The sequence below is a fragment of the Streptococcus gwangjuensis genome (assembly GCF_028156745.1).
GTDB classification, from domain to species: domain Bacteria; phylum Bacillota; class Bacilli; order Lactobacillales; family Streptococcaceae; genus Streptococcus; species Streptococcus gwangjuense_A.
In genome coordinates this window covers 83,659-101,027 of sequence record NZ_JAODJG010000026.1, presented here as the reverse complement: position 1 = coordinate 101,027, position 17,369 = coordinate 83,659, and the positions used below count along the sequence as shown (strand labels likewise).

Sequence of the window (17,369 nt, the reverse complement as noted above, 5' to 3'; positions counted from 1 at the left end):
TTTTCCTTTCCTATCATTTCAATAGAAGAATCCTCTTCTTACCTTAATTTCTTTCTCAGTAACCAATCCGTATCTACTTTTTGACCAACCATAAAATGATGTTGGCTAAATTTTTCAAAACCATATCGATTATAAAATGCTTGAGCTTTTGTATTATGCTCCCAAACACCTAGCCAAGCCCAGGAAAAACTATTTTTTGTAGCAAGTTCCAGAGCAAATTCAAACAGTTGCTTACCTAGTCCAAATCCTTGGAATTTTTGTAGCACATAGAGACGTTGAATTTCAAAAGCATCCTCTAATTCTCTCTCAGTCTGAGCACTTCCCCAGTTGACTTTGAGAAAACCAGCTATCTCCTCTTCATGCATAATGAAATAGGTTTCGGATTCTGGCTTTTCCAACTCAGTTGACAAAACTCTCAGACTATAAGCCTCTTCAAAGTATTCCTGTAACTGCTCTTCTGTATTATCATGAGCAAATGTTTCACGAAAGGTTTGTTTGGCAATTTTGGCCAACACCCCAACATCTGCCAGTTCTACTTTTTTAATCATTATTTAAACTGTTCTGAGAAGCGGACATCTCCTTGGTAGAATCCACGGATATCGTTGATTCCGTAACGGAGCATAGCTACACGCTCTTGTCCAAGACCAAAGGCAAATCCAGAGTAGACCGTTGCATCAATTCCACTCATTTCGAGAACACGTGGGTGAACCATACCAGCACCCATGATTTCAATCCAACCAGTTTTCTTACATACGTTACATCCTTCACCACCACATTTGAAGCACGAAACATCCACCTCAACAGATGGTTCTGTGAATGGGAAGTAAGAGGGGCGCAAACGAATTTGACGCTCTTCGCCAAACATTTTTTGCACAATCAACTGAAGGGTTCCTTGAAGGTCTGCCATAGAAATGTTCTTCCCAACAACCAAACCTTCGATTTGGTGGAATTGGTGACTGTGGGTCGCATCGTCTGTGTCACGACGGAAGACACGCCCTGGTGAGATCATTTTCAAAGGGCCTTTAGAGAAATCATGAGCATCCATAGCACGCGCCTGCACAGGAGATGTATGAGTACGGAGCAAGATTTCTTCAGTGATATAGAATGTGTCCTGCATATCGCGGGCTGGATGATCTTTCGGAAGGTTCATACGTTCAAAGTTATAGTAGTCTTGCTCCACTTCAAAACCATCCACGACTTGGTAACCCATACCAATGAAAATATCTTCGATTTCTTCACTGGTTTGTGTCAAAACGTGGCGGTGACCCGTCGCAACAGGGCGACCTGGAAGTGTCACATCGATACTCTCGCTAGCCAGTTGAGCTGCGACTTTCTTTTCTTCCAATAGTTTAGCTGTTTCTTCAAAGGCTGCTGTCAAGACATCACGAGCTTCATTGACGTGTTTCCCGATAATCGGACGCATCTCAGCAGAGACATCTTTCATCCCTTTGAGGATTTCAGTAAGTGAACCCTTTTTCCCAAGGACAGAAACACGCAAATCTTGCATCTCTTTTTTATTTTCAGCAGTAATCTGCTTCAAGCTAGCCAGCGTTTCTTCACGAAGCGCTTTTAATTGTTCTTCAATAGTTGACATAATTCCTCCATCAGTCGCTCGTAGATAAAAAGAAAACCACATGCCAAACACTCCACTCGGAGCGTTGACACGCGGTACCATCCGTTTTTATCTGACAAGTCAGACCTTCATTTCTAAATCCATGCGCAAGTGAATTCACCCAGCTTTCATATAGAGAGCTTGCAGTCATGGCTCTCCTCCCTGATATACTTCCCTTGAGTTACTAGTCTTGCAGATTTCTATTCAATTACTGTATAGTTTATCAGATTTTTACCATTCTTGCAAGACCTATCTCACTTCTGCTTGCCTTTAAATCGCCATTGGAAGCGTAGCTCGTCATAAAAGGGAAACTCTATAAACAAGACTCCCAAGCCGACACAGAGACTGGCAAGAACGTCTGATGGATAATGAACTCCCAGATAGACCCTTGATACCAACACACTGACTAGGTAGAGGCCAAGGACGATTTGTACGATTTTTCTCCAGACCGGATCTTTAATCCGCTGACTAAGAATAACAATCAAAGTCCCTACCATCAGCGTCACAGCCAGAGAATGGCCACTTGGGAAAGAAAATCCCTTCTCCTCAACCAAGTGTAAAATAGCTGGTCGTGGGCGCTGGTAGATATTTTTAAAGGTCACGATTAAAAGACCTGCCAAAGCCAGATTTCCCAGCATGAAGAAACTTTCTATCTTCCACCGCTTACGATAAAAGGCAAAAGCTGCAATGACAACCCAAGTGATAATCACTGGAATATCAATCAGGCGTGTGATGGCTCGGAAAAGAACAGTCAAGTAATCTGGTAAATCCCCTCGAATGGCAGACTGAATCGATTGGTCAAAATTGACCAACATTTCAGGGTAAAATTTGACCATGTAACCAAGAATAACGAAAAGTAAAAGGGCAAAACTGCCCTTCATTAAAAATGTTTGTTTATCTTTCATAATGTTTTAAGGTTGGTTTCAAGAGAACATACAACAACCAGAATGAAACGGAAAAGATGACACCCTCAATCAAGTTAAAAGGCAACACCATAGTCATTAGGTAGTTGGAAAGTCCCAAAATTTTTCCAATATCAAAGTTAGCAAACTTAGCGTACAAAGGAACAGCATAAACATAGTTGAGAACTAACATAGCCACGGTTAAACCAATAGTTCCAGCTAGAGAGCCTAGTAGGAAACGAAGGGTTGTCCGTTCCTTTTTCCAAATCAAAGCAAATACGATGACAAAAACTCCCAAAGCTACGATATTCATCGGCAAACCAATGTAAGTATTCACTCCTTGACTATTAAGAAGCAATTTCAAGAGTGAGCGAAGCAAGAGAATTCCTAGAGCAGCAGGCAAATCCATGACCACCAGACCCACAAGGACTGGCAAGATACTAAATTCGATCTTGAGGAAGGACGCCGCTGGCAAAAGCGGAAAGTCAAAGTACATCAGCACAAATGAGATGGCTGATAGAATCGCAATGGTCGAAAGTCGACGTGTGTTTGTCATAACAGGTTCCTCCAATTTTCTATAAAATCAGAAGAAGTTAGAAAGGATTCCCCTATCTATTCTCACTTTTTATACCCCAAAAGTTCCCTCGCACTCTATTGAGCAAACGGTTACAATTTAGCTATAAATCTATCAGAACAGACAAAGCTATTCTTTCGTCTTCTCCCATCCAGACTATACTGTCGGTTGTGGAATCTCACCACATCAGCTTGCGCTCGCGGACTTATTTGGCTAAGATATTTTAGATTTATCTAGGCGTCGCAGTCGAAGATAATACTTAAAGTATATCGAGACAAGACAACGACGAGAAAGCTAAAATAGCTGGTCAAATTTACCGCCGGTCGGGAATCACACCCTGCCCTGAAGACTCTTTTATCATAACAAAAAACGCTTGCAAGCGCAAGCATTTTGTTCATTTTCATTTTTTATTTCAATTTATCCACTTCATATGTATGAACAAGCTCAAGACCTGCAAAGTTCTGCTGGCGAAGAGCTTCGTAGACAATCATGCAGACGGTATTAGACACATTGAGACTGCGGACATGTTCATCATTCATGGGAATACGGAGAGCCTTCTCAGGATGTTCTCGCATAAAGTCCTCAGGCAAACCCTTGTCTTCACGTCCAAAAAGAAAATAATGGTCCTCGTCAGTCGATAAATCCACCTCAGAATAGACTTTTTCCGCGAATTTCGAAATCAGATAGAGTTTTCCCTTCATCTGAGACATGAAATCTTCCAAACTCTCGTAAAAATAGATCTCTAGCTTATCCCAATAATCCAACCCAGCTCGCTTCATCTTGCGGTCATCGATAGGAAAGCCCATAGGCTTGATGATGTGGAGGGGAGAATTGGTTGCAGCGCAAGTACGCGCAATGTTGCCTGTATTTTGTGGAATTTGTGGTTCAAATAATACAATGTGATTTGTCATGACTTGCTTCCTTTTACCATTGCAAAAAAATAGCCACACTGCCCGGAGTCAAGCTCAGCAAACAGCGTGGTTAAGGCATCGTTAACTTACCTCACAACAGGTTTGAAGTAAATCAGCGAAACTACTTTCTTAGTATAACACTTTCAGAATCATTGTCAATAGAAACGACTTGATTTTTTCAATTTTTTCAAGCTATTTCCTGGGGTTTCTAGGAGAAAATTCTTAAATATCTGCAAAAATTGCTTACTCTTTTATACCTATCTGTGGACTGGGAATGATGATATTATGACCTCGTTATCTCAAATACTGCTGTATGAAGCCACTCATTATGAATTTGTAAGTCATTTTCTATAACCCTACTAAAGATGAAGCCATTTTTTAAAAGCACCCTCTGAGAGGCTAGATTACCTGTTGCCGTTCCTGCAATGATTCTATTGAAACCATAAGTCGTGAAGGCTTTTTCTAAAACGAGTTTAACCGCTTCGCTGGCATAACCTAAATTGCTAACATTTTCCCCAATCCTATACCCAATCTCTGCTGTTTTTCGATTATTCTCTAAAACACTTAAATTGATTCTTCCGACCATAACGCCTTGCGAATCTCTAATAAGATGCATGTAGACATCATGATTCTCTTGTTCCCTTAACAATTCCCTCGTAATTTCTTTAAAACCTTCTAAATCAAAATAGTTAGCTGGTCTAGGAGGTAAATTCCGCTCAAAATACTCTCGATTTTCTTTTTCAAAAGAATAGACGTCTAAACTATTTTCTTCACACAACAGCTCTAAACTGATCATTACAAATCCTCTCCCATCATTATCTACATTCAAATTTTCTCATGTTTACACAAAGTGAAATTAACACGATTTAAATTAAGTACTTTTACTATTTTATATCGTCTCTACATTATGACACTGAACTTAGTTGAAAATGATTATATTTGAATAACTTTGATTTTGTAGTGTAAATTCTACTGTAAAATATACAAGCTAATTCATGTTTTGTCAAAAAGTTTCAAGTATACAATTATTAACTTTATTTCTCATACAATCTATCAATAAAAAGTTATAGAATAATTTCTCTTTACTTATCTAATAAAAACTTTGACAATACTATTTCCAAGGGTTGTAAAATCGTCCCTGATTCTGCAAAATAAGTAGTAAACTAGTTACTAAAAACAAGGCTGCCAAGAGCAAGGTAATATAGTCTCCTTTTTTCAAGGCCTGATAACTATACCAAGTGCGTTTTTTCTCTTTCCCAAAGCGGCGAAGCTCCATAGCGGTCGCGATGGTATCAATGCGTTCTAGCGAGCTAAAAATCAAGGGAGTGATAATGCGCAGATTGCCTTTGATTCGTTGCATGAGAGAAGCTTTCTTGGATAATTCCATCCCACGCGCCTCCTGAGACATCTTGATAGTAAAGAATTCTTCCTGCAAATCTGGAATATAGCGCAAGGTCAGGCTGACTGAATAGGCAATCTTGTAAGGCACACCAATTTGATTTAAACTGGAAGCAAACTGACTAGGGTGGGTTGTCATCAAAAAGATAATAGCCAGAGGAATGGTGCAAAGGTACTTAATGGCCAGATTTAGCAGATAAAAGAGCTCTTGGCTGGTCAGAGTGTAGACACCGATTCCCTGCCAAATCACACTTCTCTCTCCGTAAAGTCCAACCCCATACTCGGGAGAAAAGAGATAGACCATCAAGACGTTTAAAACGGCAAATACCGTCGCAAAAACGGCCACAAAGGAAACATCTTTAAAATGGATTTCTGACAAATAGAGGAGAAAGACCGAAAAAATAGCAATCAGAACAAGTAGTCTGGTATCATAGCTAATCATGGCCGCCAATGATACAAGGATGAAAAAGAGGAGTTTGCCAGCTCCTGACAAACGATGAATCACAGTATCTCTATGCTGGTAACCGATTAATTTAGCTTGCATCCTTCTCTCCTTTCCTTGTAAAATGCCGTTAAAGCAAGTGGATCCACATCTAGTTTTTTAGCCAAGTTGAAGATAGAAGTTTCTTTTAGATTGGCTTTCACTAACAGCTCAGTATTGCTCAACAGACTAGCTGGATCAGTATCGGCAATCAATTCCCCATCCACCATGACAAGGGCTCGGTCTGAATAATCCAGCATCAATTGCATATCATGAGTAATCATGACAATGGTATGACCTTTTTGATGCAACTCTTCGAGAAATTCCATAATCTCAGTATAATTCTTCTGGTCTTGACCTGCTGTCGGTTCATCTAGGAGGATAATTTCAGCCCCCAAGACCAAAATCGAGGCAATAGTCACACGTTTTTTCTGACCAAATGACAGGGCAGAAATAGGCCAATTACGGAATTCATAGAGACCACAGATTTTCAAGGTTTCATAGACTCTCGTTTCAATTTCCTTCTCATCCACACCTCGCAAACGGAGCCCTAGAGCCACCTCATCAAAGATCATGTTGGTTGAAATCATTTGATTGGGATTTTGCAGCACATAGCCTACTCGTTCCGCCCGCTCTGCAACAGAATCTCCTTTTATATCCTGTCCTTTCCAAAGGTAGTGACCTTCCGTCTGAATAAAGCTACTTAAGGCCTTGGCAAGGGTTGACTTCCCTGCTCCATTTTTTCCGACAATAGCAATCTTTTCACCCTTTTTAATATCCAAATGTAGGGATTTTAAAATCGGTCTATCATCATAAGCAAAAGAAACATCCTCTAATCTAAAAAGTGACTGCAATTCTGACGTCTCTTTTGCCGGTTTTATCTGCAACTGGACCTGACCTTTTGAGATAGACAAGTTATCCAGATCTACTAATTGTTCTTCCGCGGCTAAATCCACACCCAATTGACGGAGAGTCGTTAGATAAAGGGGTTCTCGAATGCCATTTTGTGTCAATAAATCAGTCGCCAGTAACTGATCAGGGCTCCCATTAAAAAGGATACGGCCATCGTTTATCAAGATAATCCGATCCACAGGGCGATGCAGAACATCCTCCAAACGGTGCTCGATAATAAGGGTCGTCGTCCCCTCCTCCTTATGAATCTGGTCAATCAATTCGATAATATCCTGACCTGACTTGGGATCCAGATTGGCGAGTGGCTCATCAAACAAGAGAATCGGACTTTCATCAATCAAAACACCAGCCAGACTAACCCGCTGCTTTTGTCCACCTGACAAATCCTGAGGACGCTGATTCAGTAAAGAAATAAGGTCCAACTTTTCTGCCCATTTATGAACACGATTTTTCATCTCATCTAGAGCTGTCACATCATTTTCCAGAGCAAAAGCCAAATCTTCTGCCACGGACAGACCGATAAACTGCCCATCTGTATCCTGCAAAACTGTGCTGACTAGATGAGATTTATCATAGATGCTCATATCAAAGGCTGCTTGACCCTTTATCAAAAATTCTCCAGACTGCTGACCCTTGTAAATATTGGGAATAATCCCATTCAAACACTGACCCAAGGTAGACTTGCCTGACCCAGATGGCCCAACAATTAAGACTTTCTCTCCCTTGTAAATGGTCAAGTCCACCCCTTGCAAGGTCGGTTCTTGTTGCGTTTCATACCGGAAAGAGAAATCCTTCCACTCAATTATAGCTTCTTTCATCTTACTCTCTTCATTCGCTTCTTAGACTTCTATTTTATCATAAATTAACCCCTTCTTGCAGTCTCTTCTCTTAAAATCTTAGCGCCAACAAGATTCCTATCCTAGACTGGTTACCTGACTAGACTATAAACAGTGAAAAAGACTGGTCACCCAGCCTTTTCCTTTATCTTAGTCCTTTTTCAAACTTCCTGAACGAGTCTGCGTACGTGAATAAGCTAGCAAGAGAAGGGTTCCTGCGATAGCTACAGTTACAGCATTACCAATACCTGCAACAATCCCTTGAGCAAATACTTTTTCTGCCGCTTCTCGATAAATCACAACATCTCCAAGTGGTGCCAAGATACCCCAAACAAGAGCATTTGCAACAATCTGAATAAGGTTAAAGAAGACAATATCCTTCAACTCAAAAACACCCTGTGTTACTCGAATGTATTTTCTAAATAGCCCCACAGTTAGACCAAAGAGACCACTAGCAATAATCCATGTCCACCAAAGACCGTAGCCAGCAATAGCGTCCTTCACCGCATGCCCAATTAAACCAACAAGTAGTCCCACTAGAGGGCCAAAAATGATAGACAAGAGGGTCTGTACCGCATACTGAAGCTGGATGCTTGTATTTGGAACAGGTGTCGGAATGCTGATCATCCCGATGACAACAAAGAGCGCAGCTCCAAGACCGATAGCAACAACTTGTTTAATTGATTGATTTTTCATCTATATTCTCCTATTTTATGATTCTATTTTCTTTATTTCAATGGTCCAAGATGAACCGACACCCACATTGTAAGCTTTGGCAAAGGAACCTTGGTTAATTGCCAGACCTAAACGATAGAGTGAGTTGATGTAAAGGATTGGTTGCCCAATTCTCACATCTGCAAATGATTTGCCATAAACAACCTGATTTTGATAGACCAGCATATCCGCATGATAGATAGTAACCTCAAAACGGTCACCAAATTCTGGTTCCAGTTTGTAAAATTCTTCCCTTGTGATAGAGGTCCAAAGCGAACCAAAACGCACATCCAGAATATCAATAGCTCCCTTCACCAAATGATCTTCTATGATAGTCTCTACAACTGGAAGCTCCACAATCTGATCCACACTGAGCTCTGGCCCTACTTCCTCAAAAGTAATGTGACCACTGGCCAGTTTAGCACCAGTATAGGCATAAACATCACGACCGTGGAAGGTATAAGAATGCTCTGTATTTCGACGTCTATTGGCCACTTCAGAAATCTCACGAATAGCTACAATGCCAACGTGTTTCTTGATAAAAGAAAGCGTCCCATTATCTGGCGTAACAATATATTGATTTTTTGCAGTCTTGGCAACTACACTCTTACGTTTCGAGCCGACACCTGGATCGACCACCGATACAAATGTCGTTCCCTCAGGCCAGTAATCCACCGTCTGAAAGAGACGGTAGCTCCCCTCAAAAATATTATAAGGCGTGATGTCGTGCGTCAAATGATGAATTTTTAAGGTTGGAGACTCTTCTAAAGCCACTCCAATCATAGCCGATACCGCACCATCTACCAAACCAAAGTCTGATTGTAATACCAGTAAATTATTATTCATTTTGTCTCCCCGTATGTCCTTTATCATACCATATTTTCTAGAAAGTAGCTAATAGCTATTTCAATTGGTTAGGGTATAGTTTTACCTTATAGCAAATTTCCTACTAAAAACTCTGCTGATTAGCTAGTAGGTGCATTTTTTCTTGAAAAAAGGTATGATAGTTACATAATGAAGAAGTAGGTTTTATTATGAAAATTATCCTTGTCGGAGGGGGAAAAGTTGGTTCTGCCCTCTGTCGCTCCTTGGTTGCAGAAAAGCACGATGTTTTACTGATTGAACAAAACGAAGCCGTCCTCAATCATATTGTTAATCGCTTTGATATCATGGGTATCCTTGGTAACGGGGCTGATTTTACCATCCTTGAGCAAGCCAGTGTCCAAGATTGTGATATCTTTATCGCCCTGACTGAATACGATGAAGTGAACATGATTGCAGCCGTTCTAGCCAAAAAAATGGGAGCTAAAGAGACCATCGTTCGGGTGCGGAACCCTGAATATTCTAACTCTTATTTCAAGGAAAAGAATATTCTCGGTTTTTCTCTTATCGTTAATCCTGAGCTCTTGGCTGCCCGCGCTATCGCGAATATCATTGACTTCCCCAACGCCCTCTCTGTCGAACGTTTCTTTGGTGGACGGGTCAGCTTGATGGAATTCACTGTTAAATCCTCCAGTGGTCTTTGCCAAATGCCCATTTCTGATTTTCGGAAAAAATTTGGCAATGTCATTGTCTGTGCGATCGAAAGAGATCATCAAATTATCATCCCAAGTGGTGACATGACCATACAGGATAAAGATAGAATCTTTGTCACTGGTAACCGTGTTGATATGATGCTCTTCCATAATTATTTTAAATCTCGTGCCGTGAAGAGTCTTCTTATTGTTGGAGCTGGTAGAATTGCCTATTATCTACTAGGTATCCTCAAAGACAGTCGTATCGATACCAAGGTTATTGAAATCAATCCTGAAATCGCTAGCTTCTTTAGCGAGAAATTCCCAAATCTCTACATCGTTCAAGGAGATGGTACCGCAAAAGATATCCTGCTGGAAGAAAGTGCTCAAAACTATGATGCCGTTGCGACTCTAACAGGAGTCGATGAGGAAAATCTGATTACCTCTATGTTCCTTGACAGGGTAGGTGTACAGAAAAATATTACTAAGGTCAATCGTACCAGTCTCCTCGAGATTATCAATGCGCCTGATTTTTCAAGTATCATCACACCTAAAAGCATCGCTGTAGATACGATTATGCACTTCATTCGTGGTCGAGTTAATGCCCAGTATTCAGACCTTCAAGCCATGCACCATCTAGCAAATGGCCAAATCGAAACCCTGCAATTCCATATCAAGGAAGCTAATAAGATGACTGCCAAACCTCTTTCTCAACTGAAATTGAAAAAAGGGGTTCTTATTGCAGCTATCATTCGAAAAGGCAAGACTATTTTCCCTACTGGGGAGGATATGCTGGAAGTTGGAGACAAGCTCCTAGTAACAACCCTGTTGCCAAACATCACCAAGATTTATGACTTGATCGCGAGGTAAGAAATGAATAAAAGTATGATTCGTTACCTCCTTTCAAAATTACTTTTGATTGAAGCTGTTCTTCTTTTGGTTCCTGTGTCTGTCGCTGTCTATTACCGTGAATCGAGCCAAGTCTTTACGGCCCTCTTTTCAACAATAGGGATTCTCGTATTACTAGGCGGTTCAGGAATTTTACAAAAGCCCAAAAATCAACGGATTTATGCCAAGGAGGGAGTCTTGATTGTTGCCCTCTGTTGGATCCTCTGGTCTTTCTTTGGTGGTCTCCCCTTTGTTTTTGCTAAGCAAATTCCCAGCGTTATCGATGCCTTTTTTGAAATCAGCTCTGGCTTTACAACTACTGGAGCAACTATTCTGAACGACGTTTCGGTCCTCAGCCGTTCCCTCCTCTTCTGGCGAAGTTTTACCCACTTGATCGGAGGGATGGGAGTGCTTGTTTTTGCACTTGCTATTATGGATAATGCCAAGAATAGCCACCTAGAAGTGATGAAGGCTGAGGTTCCTGGTCCCGTCTTTGGTAAGGTTGTATCCAAACTCAAAAACACTGCCCAAATTCTCTATCTCCTTTATCTAGCTCTCTTTTCACTCTTTGTCATCATCTATTATCTGGCTGGCATGCCCCTATTTGATAGTTTTGTCATTGCCATGGGAACAGCAGGTACAGGAGGTTTTACAGTCTATAACGATGGAATTGCTCACTATGGTAGCTCACTGATTACCTATCTGGTTAGTATCGGGGTTTTGGTTTTTGGGGTAAATTTCAATCTCTACTACTACCTCATGCTCCGTCGCGTCAAAGCCTTCTTTGGTGACGAAGAACTTCGGGCTTACTTGGTCATCGTGCTGGTTTCGACAGGCTTGATTAGCCTCAATACCCTCTATCTCTACTCAGGATTTTCCAAGAGCTTTGAAATGGCCTTCTTCCAGGTTTCCAATATCATTACAACGACTGGTTTTGGTTACGGAGATATTACCAACTGGCCCCTCTTCTCCCAGTTTATCCTTCTCTTCCTCATGGGTATCGGTGGCTCTGCTGGTTCAACCGCAGGTGGACTCAAGGTTATTCGAGGTCTTATCCTTTCAAAAATTGCTAAAAATCAGATTTTGTCAATCCTATCGCCCCACCGTGTTTTGACCCTCCATGTTAATAAAACAGTGATTGACAAAGATACCCAGCATAAGATTCTCAAGTACTTTGTCATCTATTCTATGATTTTGCTATCCCTTATCTTTATTGTCAGCCTAGATAGCAATGATTTTCTGGTTGTGACCAGCGCTGTCTTTAGCTGTTTCAATAATATTGGGCCTATCCTAGGAACCACTTCTAGTTTCTCAATCTTTAGTCCTATCTCAAAAATTCTCCTCTCCTTTGCAATGATTGCAGGCCGCTTGGAGATATACCCAATCCTACTTCTCTTCATGAAGAGGACTTGGTCTAAGAGATAAAATACAACCACACCTTGTGTCTTACAAAGTGTGGTGTTTTTCTTTATCCCAAAACCAATTCATCGCTAACTAAACTTTGCCCACTATTTTTCTGGAAGAGATGCATGAGATCTTCAACCGTCAGATGCTTTTTCTCCTCTCCCTTGACATCCACCACTATCTTACCCTGATAGAGCATAATAAGACGATTCCCGTACTCAATCGCATGGTTCATATCGTGGGTAATCATCAAAGTCGTCAACTGATGATCTTCCACAATTTTTTGCGTCAAATCCATCACCATTTGACTCGTTTTCGGGTCAAGTGCCGCAGTGTGTTCATCTAAAAGCAAAAGTTTGGGTTTCACCAAGGCTGCCATGACTAAGGTCAAGGCCTGTCTTTGTCCTCCTGAAAGGTATTGAGTATCCACTTTCAAGCGGTTTTCAAGGCCAATATTCAACTCTTTCAAGGCTTCTTGGAACTGGATTCTATCCTTCTCCTTCACACCCCAACCAAGCCCTCTCTTTTGCCCACGTCTCAAGGCAATAGCCATATTCTCCTCAATCGTCAAACGCGAAGCTGTTCCCATCTTAGGATCCTGAAAAACACGGGCAATATCCTTGGCTCTCTTTCTGACACTCAGATTTTTAATGGATTTACCTGCCAATATAAGGTCTCCTTCGTCCACCGATAGATTACCAGCTAAGATATTCATCAAAGTGGATTTCCCTGCTCCATTTCCACCAATCACAGAGATAAAATCTCCCTCTTCAACCTCTAAATCTAATCCTTTGAGGACATGGTTCTCATTGACCGTCCCTGTTTCAAATGTTTTGTGAATATTTTCAAGCGTTAACAAACTTACCATAACTTTCTCCTCCTATTCATTTCTCAATTTCAGACCACGAATCTTTAAGCGCTTTTGCAATTCTGGTGCAAATAAAACTAAGGCTAACAAGATTGCATTAAAGAGACGTACTAAGTTTTGATCTAGATTTGGGATTTCATAGATATTTAAAATAATCAAACGGTATACAATAGCACCAATTCCGATGGATAACAAGCGGCCTCCAATGGTCAAGTCGTGTATCAAAACTTCCGCAATAATAACTGCACTCAAACCAACAACAATGGTTCCTGTCCCAGAAGTCACATCTGAAAATCCATCATTTTGGGCAAACAAGGAACCACATAAGGCAATCAAACCGTTTGAAATCATGTAACCAACAATCTTCATGGTGTCTACATTGACCCCATTGGCCTCACTCATCGGAATATTGTCCCCAGTCGAACGCAAGACCAAGCCAATCTCTGTTTTCATCAAAAGAGTCAAGACCAAACAAACAAGTAAGAGACAGGCCAAACTGAATGAGAAAACAGCTTCTTCATTTGTCAGTCCCAAGCTAGCCAATTGTTTAAAGACAGTTGCAGAATCTCCCAAGGAAAGATTAGGCACGCTTCCCATGATTTTAATATTGATCGAATAAAGCCCTGTCAAGGTCACAATACCTGTCAAGAGAGCAGGAATTTTCAACTTTGTGTGGAGCATTCCTGATACAAGACCTGCTACCATACCTGCCAGCAAAGCTAGTAAGGTCGCAATCCAAGGATTTGTCCCTGCCTGTATCTGTGATACAACGACTGCTGCCCCCAAAGGAAAGGCTCCCTCAGCTGTCATATCCGCAATATCCAAAATACGGAAAGTCAAGTAGACCCCAATAGCCATAATCGACCATAGCAAACCTTCTGATAAACTAGATAATACAAAATTCATCTTAAACCTCCTTATTCCTTGCCTTCTAACTTACTAATATCAATTCCCAATGCATCTGCCATTTCTTGATTGGTATGCAATTCCAGTTTTTCAGGCAACTCAACTGCTATATTTTCTGGCTTTTCACCTTTTAAAACACGAATCAGCATGCGGGCTGTCTGTCTTCCCAATTCTTCATAATTGGTTCCGTAGTTATACAAGCCACCAACAGCAATCATTTCTGTGGAACCACCGAATACTGGAACCTTGTGTTTAATAGAAACCTGCTTGACTGTTTCCATGGTTGATGAAATGATATTATCCGTTGGTACAAAAACCATATCCACCTCTGCCATCAAGCTCTCTGTAGCAGCCTTGACGTTGTTACTGTCCAAGATTGTTTTTTCAACAACGGTAAAGCCTTTTTCTTCCAGAAGACGCTTAGCTTCATCCTTTTGGACAACTGAGTTTGGCTCGCTCTGAGTATAGAGAATTCCAATTGTTTTAGCTTTTGGCAACACTTTCTTTATCAAATTGATTTGGGTTGAAATGGCATCTGATGACTGATCGCTTGTCCCAGTCACATTGCCTCCAGGATGCTCTCTTGACTCAACCAACTTGGCACTGACAGGATCTGTTACAGCTGAAAAGATAACCGGTGTCGTTTGCGTTGTATTGGCCAAGCTCTGAGCAGAAGGCGTTGCGATGGCTAGAACGACATCACTGGATTCTGCTAGTTGCTGGGAAATCGTTTTAAGATTTCGTTGTTCTCCTTGTGCATTTTGCAAATCTATCTCAATATTTTTCCCCTCCACATAGCCTTGTTTGGCTAGTTCATCCACAAAACCTTCTCTAGTAGCGTCTATGGACTGGTGGGTAATAAATTGCGAAATACCGATACGAAACACATCTTTTTTCTTATCTGCCTTCAACTGATGTAAACTAATCAGAGAGGTCAAGAGGATACCCACTACCAAGAGAGGGGCTAGTAATTTTCGAACAACTTTCATAATGAAACTCCTTCTCAGAAAAGATAAAACAAAAAACCGCCTAGATACTATCTAAACGGATGCTTGAAATAATCTAACAAGTTACAACTTAGCTAGTCCATTTAGATATTCATCTATATGGACCACAATCAAAAATCTTAGCCACATAGATACAAACAAATTGCTTGAACTGTTTGCATCCATGGTGACATGTCTACAAACACTATCTAAAGTAGCTAAAGTAAAAGTTTTGATTCATAGTTACAGCTTGTCTTTTGTTCATTTCTTTTTCTGCTTTCTTTTTTTGATGTTTCCTATCTTACCACCTTTTTCATTAGCTGTCAAGAATATTTCAGAATTTTTTAAAATTTTTCGAAAATTCTTTCGAAAACTCTTTCAAAGTTTTTTCAAATCAGTCCAACAAAAAAAGGTTTATAATTTCCATAAAAGTTGACATGGAAATTATAAAACCATTATTAGTTTAATCCTTGTTGGTAACGTGCCAATTCGGCTTGGTTCGCCCAAACATAGTGACCTGGACGGATTTCAACCATAGACGGCTTATCAGTCTCATAGTCGTGTTGACTTGGGTCGTAAACCTTCAAGACCTTCTTACGTTCCAAGATTGGATCTGGGATTGGTACCGCTGAAAGCAAGGCTTGAGTATAAGGATGAATTGGATTGTTAAACAATTCTTCTGTTTCTGCAACCTCTACAATAACACCCTTGTAAATAACTGCGATACGATCTGAAATAAAGCGAACGACAGACAAGTCATGGGCTATAAAGAGATAGGTCAAACCGAGTTCTTTTTGGAATTTTTTAAGCAAGTTCAAGACTTGGGCACGAACAGACACGTCCAAGGCTGAAATTGGCTCATCCGCAATAACAAAGTCTGGTTGCATGACCAAGGCACGGGCAATACCGATACGTTGACGTTGACCACCTGAGAATTCATGAGGGTAACGAGTCAAGTGCTCAGCAAGAAGCCCCACTTCACGGATAATATTTTTAACCTTCTCTTTACGTTCTTCCTCATCCTTAAACAGACGGTGATTGTAAAGACCTTCAGAAATAATATAATCAACAGTCGCACGTTCATTCAAACTTGCGGCAGGGTCTTGGAAAATCATCTGGATACGACGAATCAATTCCGCAGCTTGTTCACGCGATTTCTTACCATTAATCTTTTGACCATCAAAAATGATATCTCCATTACTTGTGTCATTTAGACCAATTATCGCACGACCAATAGTTGTTTTCCCACTACCTGACTCACCTACAAGCGAGAACGTTTCTCCCTTGTTGATAAAGAAGTTAGCATTTTTAACTGCGACAAACTTCTTACTTCCTTCACCGAAGGAAATTTCTAAATCTTTGATTTCTACTAATTTTTCAGACATTTCCTTCCTCCTAGTCTGCCAGATGGGCAAATCCCATTTTTTCACGAATCTTATCATGGAGATTTGCAATCACAGCTGGTTTTTCTACTTTTGGAGCATCCTCATGAAGTAGCCAAGTTTTAGCCCAATGTGTCTCTGATACTGAGAATTGAGGAGCTTTTTGTTCGAAGTCAATTTGCATTGCATAGTCAGAACGCAAGGCAAAGGCATCCCCTTTCAGGTCAGTATAAAGTGACGGAGGTGTTCCTGGGATTGAGTAAAGATCCCCTTTATCATCAGCAAGCTGAGGCAAGCTAGACAAGAGACTCCATGTATATGGATGGCGAGGGTCATAGAAGACTTCCTCAACAGTTCCATACTCAACGATTTCTCCTGCATACATAACCGCTACCTTATCTGCAATACTTGCCACCACACCAAGGTCGTGGGTGATAAAGATTGTTGTGAAATGGTACTCGTTTTGTAAAGATTTCAACAAATCAATAATCTGAGCTTGGATGGTCACATCCAAGGCAGTCGTTGGCTCATCACAAATCAAGACATCAGGTCGGCAGGCAAGAGCAATCGCAATAACGATACGTTGACGCATTCCTCCAGAATATTGGAATGGGTATTCATCAAAACGTCTATCTGCATCTGGAATCCCAACCTTATTCATGTAGTCAATGGCCAATTCTTTCGCTTCTTTAGCTGTTTTTCCTTGGTGTTTTACAATAACTTCTGTAATCTGACTACCAATTGTTTTAATTGGGTCCAAACTAGTCATTGGATCTTGGAAGATAGTCGCAATCTTAGCGCCACGAATTTGTTCCCAATCCTTGTGAGAAGATAAAGCTGTCAAATCTTGACCACGGTAGTCAATGCTACCTTGGGCAATGCGACCATTTTCTTCAAGCATACCTGTGAAAGTCTTTGTCAAAACAGATTTTCCTGATCCTGACTCACCTACCAAGGCTAATACTTCTCCTTCAACTAGTTCAAGGGAAACGCCGCGAATGGCTGTCAATACTTTGTCACGAACGTCAAATTCCACGACAATATCGCGAGCAGTCAAAATTACATTTTTTTCTTTTGTCAT

General features: G+C 40.8%; 17 protein-coding genes and 1 riboswitch. Of the genes, 2 read left to right on the top strand and 15 right to left on the bottom strand.

The window, feature by feature from the left end:
• Positions 1-38: 38 nt before the first annotated feature.
• From N5909_RS02145 to N5909_RS02100, 10 genes are all read right to left on the bottom strand, one after another.
• Complete coding sequence (locus N5909_RS02145; protein ID WP_033681280.1) at positions 39-548, bottom strand: GNAT family N-acetyltransferase; 510 nt, start codon at positions 546-548, stop codon at positions 39-41.
• The gene (pheS, locus tag N5909_RS02140) at positions 548-1,594 is read right to left on the bottom strand and encodes a phenylalanine--tRNA ligase subunit alpha (RefSeq protein ID WP_031237702.1); all 1,047 of its coding nucleotides are present in this window, start codon (positions 1,592-1,594) and stop codon (positions 548-550) included. Before pheS ends, N5909_RS02145 begins: the two co-directional genes overlap by 1 nt.
• Positions 1,595-1,866: 272 nt before the next feature.
• A complete protein-coding gene (locus N5909_RS02135; RefSeq protein WP_033681278.1) occupies positions 1,867-2,517 on the bottom strand; it encodes a phosphatase PAP2 family protein in 651 nt (216 codons plus the stop codon).
• On the bottom strand, positions 2,507-3,070 hold the full coding sequence (locus tag N5909_RS02130; protein WP_000185823.1) for an ECF transporter S component: 564 nt from the start codon (positions 3,068-3,070) through the stop codon (positions 2,507-2,509). Before N5909_RS02130 ends, N5909_RS02135 begins: the two co-directional genes overlap by 11 nt.
• Positions 3,071-3,223: 153 nt before the next feature.
• Positions 3,224-3,442, bottom strand: a riboswitch (FMN riboswitch).
• A 53-nt stretch (positions 3,443-3,495) separates the two neighbouring features.
• Complete coding sequence (locus N5909_RS02125) at positions 3,496-3,999, bottom strand: tRNA (cytidine(34)-2'-O)-methyltransferase (RefSeq protein ID WP_000181388.1); 504 nt, start codon at positions 3,997-3,999, stop codon at positions 3,496-3,498.
• 283 nt (positions 4,000-4,282) lie between these two features.
• Complete coding sequence (locus N5909_RS02120; protein ID WP_033681372.1) at positions 4,283-4,795, bottom strand: GNAT family N-acetyltransferase; 513 nt, start codon at positions 4,793-4,795, stop codon at positions 4,283-4,285.
• Between the two features lie 315 nt (positions 4,796-5,110).
• Positions 5,111-5,941: an energy-coupling factor transporter transmembrane component T family protein gene (locus N5909_RS02115; protein WP_033681277.1), complete on the bottom strand. Its 831-nt coding sequence runs from the start codon at positions 5,939-5,941 to the stop codon at positions 5,111-5,113.
• Entirely contained in the window at positions 5,926-7,608 is a 1,683-nt protein-coding gene (locus tag N5909_RS02110) for an ABC transporter ATP-binding protein (protein ID WP_033681275.1), read from the bottom strand. The genes N5909_RS02115 and N5909_RS02110 overlap by 16 nt, the downstream gene beginning before the upstream one ends.
• A 168-nt stretch (positions 7,609-7,776) precedes the next feature.
• A complete protein-coding gene (locus N5909_RS02105; protein WP_033681273.1) occupies positions 7,777-8,322 on the bottom strand; it encodes an ECF-type riboflavin transporter substrate-binding protein in 546 nt (181 codons plus the stop codon).
• Between the two features lie 15 nt (positions 8,323-8,337).
• Complete coding sequence (locus N5909_RS02100) at positions 8,338-9,186, bottom strand: SAM hydrolase/SAM-dependent halogenase family protein (RefSeq protein WP_033681271.1); 849 nt, start codon at positions 9,184-9,186, stop codon at positions 8,338-8,340.
• A 188-nt stretch (positions 9,187-9,374) separates the two neighbouring features.
• Between N5909_RS02100 and trkA the strand changes: the two genes are divergently transcribed.
• Both trkA and N5909_RS02090 read left to right on the top strand, forming a co-directional pair.
• Positions 9,375-10,724 carry a Trk system potassium transporter TrkA gene (trkA, locus tag N5909_RS02095; protein WP_225742257.1) on the top strand — a complete coding sequence of 450 codons (1,350 nt, stop codon included), beginning with the start codon at positions 9,375-9,377 and terminating at the stop codon, positions 10,722-10,724.
• 3 nt (positions 10,725-10,727) lie between these two features.
• Positions 10,728-12,167, top strand: a complete 1,440-nt coding sequence (locus N5909_RS02090) for a TrkH family potassium uptake protein (RefSeq protein ID WP_271630711.1) — start codon at positions 10,728-10,730, stop codon at positions 12,165-12,167.
• 43 nt (positions 12,168-12,210) lie between these two features.
• On the opposite strand, the gene N5909_RS02085 is transcribed toward N5909_RS02090, so the two are convergent.
• The 5 genes from N5909_RS02085 to N5909_RS02065 form a co-directional block, all read right to left on the bottom strand.
• Complete coding sequence (locus N5909_RS02085) at positions 12,211-13,014, bottom strand: ABC transporter ATP-binding protein (RefSeq protein ID WP_271630710.1); 804 nt, start codon at positions 13,012-13,014, stop codon at positions 12,211-12,213.
• A 12-nt stretch (positions 13,015-13,026) separates the two neighbouring features.
• Positions 13,027-13,920 carry an ABC transporter permease gene (locus N5909_RS02080; protein WP_271630709.1) on the bottom strand — a complete coding sequence of 298 codons (894 nt, stop codon included), beginning with the start codon at positions 13,918-13,920 and terminating at the stop codon, positions 13,027-13,029.
• 11 nt (positions 13,921-13,931) lie between these two features.
• Positions 13,932-14,909, bottom strand: coding sequence for an ABC transporter substrate-binding protein (locus tag N5909_RS02075; protein WP_271630708.1), 978 nt, complete (start codon positions 14,907-14,909; stop codon positions 13,932-13,934).
• A 455-nt stretch (positions 14,910-15,364) separates the two neighbouring features.
• Entirely contained in the window at positions 15,365-16,291 is a 927-nt protein-coding gene (locus tag N5909_RS02070; RefSeq protein ID WP_001291288.1) for an ATP-binding cassette domain-containing protein, read from the bottom strand.
• Between the two features lie 10 nt (positions 16,292-16,301).
• Positions 16,302-17,369 (bottom strand): ABC transporter ATP-binding protein, encoded by a 1,068-nt coding sequence (locus N5909_RS02065; RefSeq protein ID WP_000159550.1) that lies wholly within the window; start codon positions 17,367-17,369, stop codon positions 16,302-16,304.

Excerpts from the sequence above, each read along its gene's own strand:
- N5909_RS02145 (WP_033681280.1), bottom strand. The coding sequence starts at position 548 with ATGATTAAAAAAGTAGAACTGGCAGATGTTGGGGTGTTGGCCAAAATT.
- pheS (WP_031237702.1), bottom strand. The coding sequence starts at position 1,594 with ATGTCAACTATTGAAGAACAATTAAAAGCGCTTCGTGAAGAAACGCTG.
- N5909_RS02135 (WP_033681278.1), bottom strand. The coding sequence starts at position 2,517 with ATGAAAGATAAACAAACATTTTTAATGAAGGGCAGTTTTGCCCTTTTA.
- N5909_RS02130 (WP_000185823.1), bottom strand. The coding sequence starts at position 3,070 with ATGACAAACACACGTCGACTTTCGACCATTGCGATTCTATCAGCCATC.
- N5909_RS02125 (WP_000181388.1), bottom strand. The coding sequence starts at position 3,999 with ATGACAAATCACATTGTATTATTTGAACCACAAATTCCACAAAATACA.
- N5909_RS02120 (WP_033681372.1), bottom strand. The coding sequence starts at position 4,795 with ATGATCAGTTTAGAGCTGTTGTGTGAAGAAAATAGTTTAGACGTCTAT.
- N5909_RS02115 (WP_033681277.1), bottom strand. The coding sequence starts at position 5,941 with ATGCAAGCTAAATTAATCGGTTACCAGCATAGAGATACTGTGATTCAT.
- N5909_RS02110 (WP_033681275.1), bottom strand. The coding sequence starts at position 7,608 with ATGAAAGAAGCTATAATTGAGTGGAAGGATTTCTCTTTCCGGTATGAA.
- N5909_RS02105 (WP_033681273.1), bottom strand. The coding sequence starts at position 8,322 with ATGAAAAATCAATCAATTAAACAAGTTGTTGCTATCGGTCTTGGAGCT.
- N5909_RS02100 (WP_033681271.1), bottom strand. The coding sequence starts at position 9,186 with ATGAATAATAATTTACTGGTATTACAATCAGACTTTGGTTTGGTAGAT.
- trkA (WP_225742257.1), top strand. The coding sequence starts at position 9,375 with ATGAAAATTATCCTTGTCGGAGGGGGAAAAGTTGGTTCTGCCCTCTGT.
- N5909_RS02090 (WP_271630711.1), top strand. The coding sequence starts at position 10,728 with ATGAATAAAAGTATGATTCGTTACCTCCTTTCAAAATTACTTTTGATT.
- N5909_RS02085 (WP_271630710.1), bottom strand. The coding sequence starts at position 13,014 with ATGGTAAGTTTGTTAACGCTTGAAAATATTCACAAAACATTTGAAACA.
- N5909_RS02080 (WP_271630709.1), bottom strand. The coding sequence starts at position 13,920 with ATGAATTTTGTATTATCTAGTTTATCAGAAGGTTTGCTATGGTCGATT.
- N5909_RS02075 (WP_271630708.1), bottom strand. The coding sequence starts at position 14,909 with ATGAAAGTTGTTCGAAAATTACTAGCCCCTCTCTTGGTAGTGGGTATC.
- N5909_RS02070 (WP_001291288.1), bottom strand. The coding sequence starts at position 16,291 with ATGTCTGAAAAATTAGTAGAAATCAAAGATTTAGAAATTTCCTTCGGT.
- N5909_RS02065 (WP_000159550.1), bottom strand. The coding sequence starts at position 17,369 with ATGACAAAAGAAAAAAATGTAATTTTGACTGCTCGCGATATTGTCGTG.